Source organism: Viridibacillus soli, assembly GCF_016612995.1.
Lineage (GTDB): Bacteria > Bacillota > Bacilli > Bacillales_A > Planococcaceae > Viridibacillus > Viridibacillus soli.
This window is the reverse complement of the sequence record NZ_JAEOAH010000027.1, coordinates 1-6,341: the sequence shown is the minus strand read 5'-3', so window position 1 is coordinate 6,341 and position 6,341 is coordinate 1. Positions and strand designations below refer to the sequence as shown.

Annotated in this window: 7 protein-coding genes and 4 pseudogenes; 7 read left to right on the top strand and 4 right to left on the bottom strand. The window is 32.8% G+C overall.

Annotation, left to right across the window (positions count from 1 at the left end):
• Nucleotides 1-50: 50 nt before the first annotated feature.
• The 3 genes and pseudogenes from JFL43_RS15760 to JFL43_RS15750 form a co-directional block, all read left to right on the top strand.
• A pseudogene (locus JFL43_RS15760) lies at nucleotides 51-260 on the top strand (transposase); the annotation flags it as partial.
• A gap of 118 nt (nucleotides 261-378) precedes the next feature.
• A complete protein-coding gene (locus JFL43_RS15755) occupies nucleotides 379-834 on the top strand; it encodes a hypothetical protein (RefSeq protein ID WP_200749767.1) in 456 nt (151 codons plus the stop codon).
• A 105-nt stretch (nucleotides 835-939) separates the two neighbouring features.
• The gene (locus tag JFL43_RS15750; protein WP_407701988.1) at nucleotides 940-1,344 is read left to right on the top strand and encodes a GNAT family N-acetyltransferase; all 405 of its coding nucleotides are present in this window, start codon (nucleotides 940-942) and stop codon (nucleotides 1,342-1,344) included.
• A 414-nt stretch (nucleotides 1,345-1,758) separates the two neighbouring features.
• Here the strand turns inward: JFL43_RS15750 and JFL43_RS15745 are convergent, their stop codons facing one another.
• Nucleotides 1,759-3,174 carry a phosphatidylinositol-specific phospholipase C gene (locus JFL43_RS15745; protein ID WP_200749765.1) on the bottom strand — a complete coding sequence of 472 codons (1,416 nt, stop codon included), beginning with the start codon at nucleotides 3,172-3,174 and terminating at the stop codon, nucleotides 1,759-1,761.
• Between the two features lie 198 nt (nucleotides 3,175-3,372).
• Here JFL43_RS15745 and JFL43_RS23645 point away from each other — a divergent pair.
• Nucleotides 3,373-3,702, top strand: a pseudogene (locus JFL43_RS23645) (hypothetical protein).
• Here JFL43_RS23645 and JFL43_RS15740 read toward each other — a convergent pair.
• Nucleotides 3,682-4,263 carry a methyltransferase gene (locus JFL43_RS15740; protein WP_100797246.1) on the bottom strand — a complete coding sequence of 194 codons (582 nt, stop codon included), beginning with the start codon at nucleotides 4,261-4,263 and terminating at the stop codon, nucleotides 3,682-3,684. The pseudogene JFL43_RS23645 and the gene JFL43_RS15740 overlap by 21 nt on opposite strands.
• Nucleotides 4,264-4,450: 187 nt before the next feature.
• On the opposite strand from JFL43_RS15740, the gene JFL43_RS15735 reads away from it, so the two are divergent.
• The 3 genes and pseudogenes from JFL43_RS15735 to JFL43_RS23530 all read left to right on the top strand — a co-directional run bounded on the left by JFL43_RS15735 (nucleotide 4,451) and on the right by JFL43_RS23530 (nucleotide 5,449).
• Nucleotides 4,451-4,729, top strand: a complete 279-nt coding sequence (locus JFL43_RS15735) for a transposase (protein WP_200749764.1) — start codon at nucleotides 4,451-4,453, stop codon at nucleotides 4,727-4,729.
• A gap of 322 nt (nucleotides 4,730-5,051) precedes the next feature.
• A pseudogene (locus JFL43_RS15730) lies at nucleotides 5,052-5,318 on the top strand (transposase); the annotation flags it as partial.
• Nucleotides 5,315-5,449: a hypothetical protein gene (locus tag JFL43_RS23530; RefSeq protein ID WP_407701987.1), complete on the top strand. Its 135-nt coding sequence runs from the start codon at nucleotides 5,315-5,317 to the stop codon at nucleotides 5,447-5,449. The pseudogene JFL43_RS15730 and the gene JFL43_RS23530, both read left to right, overlap by 4 nt.
• A 152-nt stretch (nucleotides 5,450-5,601) precedes the next feature.
• Here the strand turns inward: JFL43_RS23530 and JFL43_RS22660 are convergent.
• Nucleotides 5,602-5,884, bottom strand: a pseudogene (locus JFL43_RS22660) (recombinase family protein); the annotation flags it as partial.
• A 97-nt stretch (nucleotides 5,885-5,981) separates the two neighbouring features.
• A complete protein-coding gene (locus tag JFL43_RS15725; protein ID WP_200747708.1) occupies nucleotides 5,982-6,140 on the bottom strand; it encodes a transcriptional regulator in 159 nt (52 codons plus the stop codon).
• Nucleotides 6,141-6,341: the final 201 nt, after the last annotated feature.

The window sequence follows — 6,341 nt, the reverse complement described above, 5'->3', positions numbered from 1 at the left end:
ACGAAACACATTTATCAAGCCCTGCAGCAAATTCGTAGTGGTTCAAACGGTATCAAGTTCATGTTTGTGGTGCTGTTTCTAAGATTGCCAAGACTTTGATTGTACGTGAAAAAGCGTTGGTAGATACCGTCATTTCACCGCTTTCAAATGGCATTATGGAAGGCACCGATAATAAAATTAAGCTCATCAAAAGACGGGGTTTTGGGTATCGAAACGACGCCCATTTCTTCCTGCGACTTCGCTTGGAAACCGGGCGTTAATTTTGTCATCCCCGACTTTTGGTGATGAACCAAAAACAGTAAATTTATCATTATTTGAAAAAATATACCATTACTATTAAACTTATACAAAATAAACCAAAAAGAGGTGTATAATTCAATGAAAAAAACTCTCATCACCATTGGAATAATCGTTGTACTAATAGGAATCGTTGCATTTTCAATCTTCCAATATAACAAATACAAAGAAAAATCGGTTACCGATATCCTAACCAATCTAGATTACAATGCAGTTGATTCTATAATAGCAAGAGCAAGAGATCTGGATGACATAAAACTTGAATACACTTTTGAAAATGAAGACAAAGACGCTATCATACAATCATTAAAGAATTTAAAATTACATCGCACTTCAAAAAAAGATTTACCATCTGATTCTGGATATTTGCTAACAACATCAACGAAAGATGATATTTACATCTTATATTTAAACGGCAACGGCAAAACAATCATTTTTACCGCTAAAGATGAAGATGTAGGATATTACACTAACTACGAAATGGATAACAGTGACTTTTACAATCTCGTAGACTCTTTGATTAAAAAAGAAAAGTAAGAAATGTTCCCCCTAAGGAAGGGAGTGTAAGAAGGATTTGTTTTATTCAGTAGCGAATTTAGTAATCTAAAAAGTTAAGGAGACTATATTTTGAAATCCCTAGAAATGGCAAAATTAATTGATTTAGATGATATTATGAAGATTGATGAAGAAGTAATCGGTGACAATAGCAGACGTGAATACATTAGGAAAGCCATTGAAGAAAAGAGATGTATAGTTGCGAATGATAAAAATATTATCGTTGGTTTTTTGATATTTGATACTCATTTCTTTGATTGTAGCTTCATTTCACTGATAATTGTTATACCAACTGAAAGACGAAAAGGATACGCTACATCGCTTATTGAGTATATTATAAACATTTCCCCAACAAAGAAAATTTTCTCTTCAACCAATAAATCAAATCAAAGAATGCAAGAAGTTTTTAAAGCAAATGGATTCATACAAAGTGGTTTAATTGGAAATTTAGATGAAGGAGACCCTGAGATAATTTACTTTAAATCTAAATAAGTTCTTGTTCAACTAACGACTGCGATAGTTGAGTATGATAATTTTTGGTAAAGCGAAAGTTTGAAGGTGCGAACTTTGGAATCATTTTCAGAAGTTGTTTTACTGCACAATATTTTTATAATGAGTAAAAATAATAATAATGAAAAGATGTTTAATGACTAAATTGTTGTTGGACTAACGAGAGCTTTAGTTTAATACGACATTATTTGGAAACGAAAAAATTGTTAAACAATAAGGCTATATAGCAACCCTGATTCTTCTGCTTAGCGTAGAAAAATCAGGGTTTTCATTTTCAAATAATGTCTTAGAATATAATATCCGCGTTTTCGGCAGTACCCCTACTTAGGGTATTCAAATCTCTTAAGTTGATGGGCTTTCACAGCAACCCTTATCAAGTAATTGCACAATAAAACCTTAATTTGTAACAGCGTAAATTTTTACTGTAAATTTGTTAGTCGCGCCACTTGGGTTTGCAATATAATATTTAGAATTTGTATATGCTTCAGTCCTAGATTCATTCGAAATTTTTTCCCAACGAACAGAATCCAGTCCTAGGGAAACATCGACCATAACATTGAAGGAAATATTAGAAGAATTATCTTTTTCTGTAGGTTCGATATTCCATTTTAACCCCTTTGTTCCTGTGGGTAAATCATTAATCTTAAAGTTTTGACTTGATCGATTTTTTTGTCCAGATAATGGCGTAGGTTCAGAAGAAATTTGGGAAATTAATATTTCTTTTTCACTAGAGAATATACCATTTAATCTAATAATACTATCTATTAAACCTGGTCCAGGAAAATCAGCTGCAATGATACCAGAATGCTTAATGCCACCTTGTTGTATTATCTCAGTCCCAAGTGTATTCATTCCGCCATAAAATACTTGTCCATTAATGTCACGAGGGAAATCCTCCCATCTATTTATTGGATTTTTTTGGATCAACAGTGGGTTACTATTAGTATTCCTGCTATCTTTTCCGCTTGCAACAAACCAAGGGTAAAAATTATTCAATAATGCTGCTGCACCACCCGTGCCACTAAAATGGTTGAGATATATCACACCATTTTTAGAGTTTTTATTTGCATTTAGAAGATGGGTTTTCACCGCATTCCATTTTTCATACATTCCGTCTGGTCCGCTGCCAACTTCAAACTTATCTTGGGTATTCAAATTTTCATAATTAATACCGTATTCTTGAGATGCCGAAAAGTTTTGTAATATTACAATTTTCCCTCGGATATCTCCTAACTTAGGATTATGTCTTTCTGAAGATGGTACAGAATTTGAATCCCAAAAATAGGAAGCATTACGGTCTTTATAATTTTTAAATATTTCCTCGAATGATAGTGAGCCACTTTCAGGATCAGTTTCTTCTTTTAAGCGCATTAAAATCGTTTCTTTAGGATTATCTCTTAAAAATTGAATTGTCTCTTTTAATACATCCTCAAACATTGCTTTTTGATTTACAATTCCATGGTGCATCGCAAAAGAATCTTTTACACGTTTAACACGCATGTCTACATAACGAATTCCCGCATTGAATTGTTGAGATAGGGTCATTGTTTGATTTCTTGTCAAATTTTCATCAATAAAACTTGCTCCATGTAAAGCCATTGAACCATGAGTCCCTGGAATAGATAACTCGCTTATTTTTTTTGTATCTTCTAATTTTGACATCCATGTTGGATTTTGATAGCCTATATCGGATTCATAGGAATAACCTGGATGGCTATCAGCAAATACTGTAGAAGCCGTACATAAACTTGCTAGTGTAAAACAAGTAAGGATTCCACCTTTTAAGATTTTTTTCATTTTTATTTTCTTCATTATATCTCTCCTAATTTTTTTTACAGACTAGTCTCGTAAAATAAGTTTCTGTTATTTACCATATACATCACTTCTATTAGAAATAATGGACTTTGCTGCTTAAAAAGATTAATTTTTAAAATATTTAATAGATACAGTAAGGATTTCGATTAGTTCAAAAAGGTTTATAAATTTAAAGAAAAACAATTCAAACAAGATATTATTTTGAATTGTTTTCCTTTAAGCTTTCGTGACGTCTCTGAAACTTTGAAAGAACGTGGTGTTTCGGTTTACCTAACAACCATATGTACTCGGTTCATGAATATGGAAATCTGATCTACCAAATGTGGAAAAGGAAAGATAAACATGTACAAATCTCTTAGAACAGGACTATAGGTATGTAAAACTACATTTTTCCAAATCAAAGTCTTTGTCATGCTTACGTTACCCTTAAAAGGAATCGAAACCATTCATGCTTTATACAAACAAAACAGAAGTCTTAAGCAAGACCTCTGTTTCTCGATGTACCTACTTCTCATTAAAACTTAAACTAACTACAGTGGCAATAGATTGTGCTGCATGTTCCCAGCTTCCATCTATAACTTTTCCAATCTGTTGACCAAGTGCATTTAAATCATTTGGATTAACGGGAATCCCATTATATGCAGCAATAATTGATAAAAGTGGAGCCACAAATGGTGTCAAACCACCCCTATCAATATAATATTCAGGCTTACCTATTACCTCTCCATCTTTCACTATAAACTCATAATAAAATTGATCATCTGGACGAAAACTTAAATGATGAGAAATTTGTCCCTTAACATATTTCTTCCCTTCCCCTAGATTTGCTACTTGTATTTCTTTTACATTAAATTCATGCTCAAATACTTTTATTTTTTTGACTTCCGGACCATATAACGCAGCTTGAACGGCTGTTTCCAAAGTACTCTGTGCAAACGGTTGAATACTAATTTGTGATTCTTTTTGTTGAATAGGAGTTTCTTTTTCTGCAGCAAATACCGATGTAGTAGGTAATGCAGCTGATGCACCTGTAGCTAACGTTGCTGCAAGAGCGGTTGCCGTAATTAATTTACATTTCATCTTCATAGTTTTCTTCCTCCTTTTTTTGGTTCATATTCATAATATAACAAGTATCTGGAGTTAATATGGAGTTTATGTGGAGTTTTTTGGATTTTGGTGAAAAAACTTCAATAATTGCAATAAAATAAGGTTATCATCAAAATTTGGAACGTAAAAATGAGAATACAGCATATAATTCAAATATATTTTCACAATGATAAAGCATCATACACAAGAAAATAGAGATTATGTCGTTAAACTAGTAATTGAAGAAGGACGAAAAATAAGTGACCTTTCTTATGAACTAGAGATTTGGGAATCATCTATTTCTAGATGGGTAAAAGCCTATAAAGAAAAACAAGCAATTGAGAAAGGGACAGAAAAGTACGTGACACCTTCAGAATTAAAAAATATGGAGAATATGTACGAAAAATCAACAGTAATTTTTGGCTTTATCAAGGCGCATAAAGTTGAATTTTCTATTGTGATGTGAAAAACATTGGGGGTTTCTAAAAGCGGTTATTATAAGAGGCTAGAACGTGTAGCTGCGCCACTTACTGAAAAAGGGATTTTCAGGCTAGAAGTGACACAGAAAGTATCGAAGTCTTTTCATGAAAGGGGAGGAATGTATGGGAACCCTCGTGTACATCATGATTTAAAGGAATTGGGATATCCCATTTCCCGACTTTAGTCATTATACATTACCAATTTATCCAAACTTATTGGATCATGAATTCAATGTAGAAAAGCCAAATCGAGTTTGGGTCGCTGATATTACATATATTTGTATCGTCGAAGGATGAGTTTATTTAGCGAGTATTATGGATTTATTTTCGAGGAAAATTATCGGTTGGAGATTAGCAACATACTTGAAAACAGATTTAACTTTAGTAGCGCTTCGTCACTCTATTATTTCTCGACAACCAGAAAAAGGCACCATCCACCATTCTGATCGGGGCTCACAATATTGTGCAAATGATTATATTGAAGAACTAAATGCGCACAAGTTTCGAATCAGCATAAGCCGAAAAGGGAATCCGTATAATAATGCCTGTATTGAGTCTTATCAGAAGAAGCGATGAAAGCTGTAGACCACTATATTATGAGTTTTTATAACGAACGAAGAAAAAATTCAACATTAGGCTATTATTCACCAAATAAATTCGAGTACATGTATAACCAATTGGCAACGGAAAATGTCTCACCAAACTAAGTGCGGTAGTTGTATTGTAGAAATCATTTCTCAATTTTCAATGTCCACTTTATTGACATAAGACCATAAATATCTAAATCTTGGACATACTGAAACTATTATTCTAAAAAAGGTGCGTGATCAGTATGGAAAATCAAAATCTATTCAAGAACCCGTTCCTCTTCCGCCATCCAGGAAAGAATTTGTAAAACAAGATCTGTAAACTATCCTTAAATTAAGTTGTGTCCAACAAAGGTATATCCATCACAACGATATCTGCTTGAATATTTTTCGTGATATCATACCATTCCTGGAGAATCTCTTCTTTGTTTCTACCAAAGCGATCAATTGAATGTAAAGGACATCTCTTTTACGAATCATTTATTTTAATAATTGATATTAAACTAGATTGGAATTTTTTCCGCTTTGTTTGTCTAAAAAGATATCTCGAGTTTCAGGAGAATTCTGAGGATTTTATTATAAATAGTAGAAACACGACAAAACCCTACCTGTTTTATAGAGCAGGTAGGGTTTTTATAAAATTGTGGCGGCATCAGACTTCGTAATCATCGCACACCTGCGTATTTTGATTAAATGCGTTTAATTGCTCTACGGTTAAGTTCTTTACGTATAGATAAAAATTCATCGACTCCATACCATAATTTTCACAAGCTAGACAATACGTTTCATAACCTTCTCTATACATTTCCATGTAAACAACTTCTTGTTATATAACAAATATTTTATTTTTAATTAATGTATGACAGATTGAGTTGTCTGTCAATTAAATCGACTGAAAAAATTAGGGAGAAGTTTTTTATCTAAAATAAAACACCAAACTCCCCATTGCACTGACCTAGAAATATGAGACAAAAAAAACACCTTTCGTTGAAAAATGGGTATCCTACCTTTA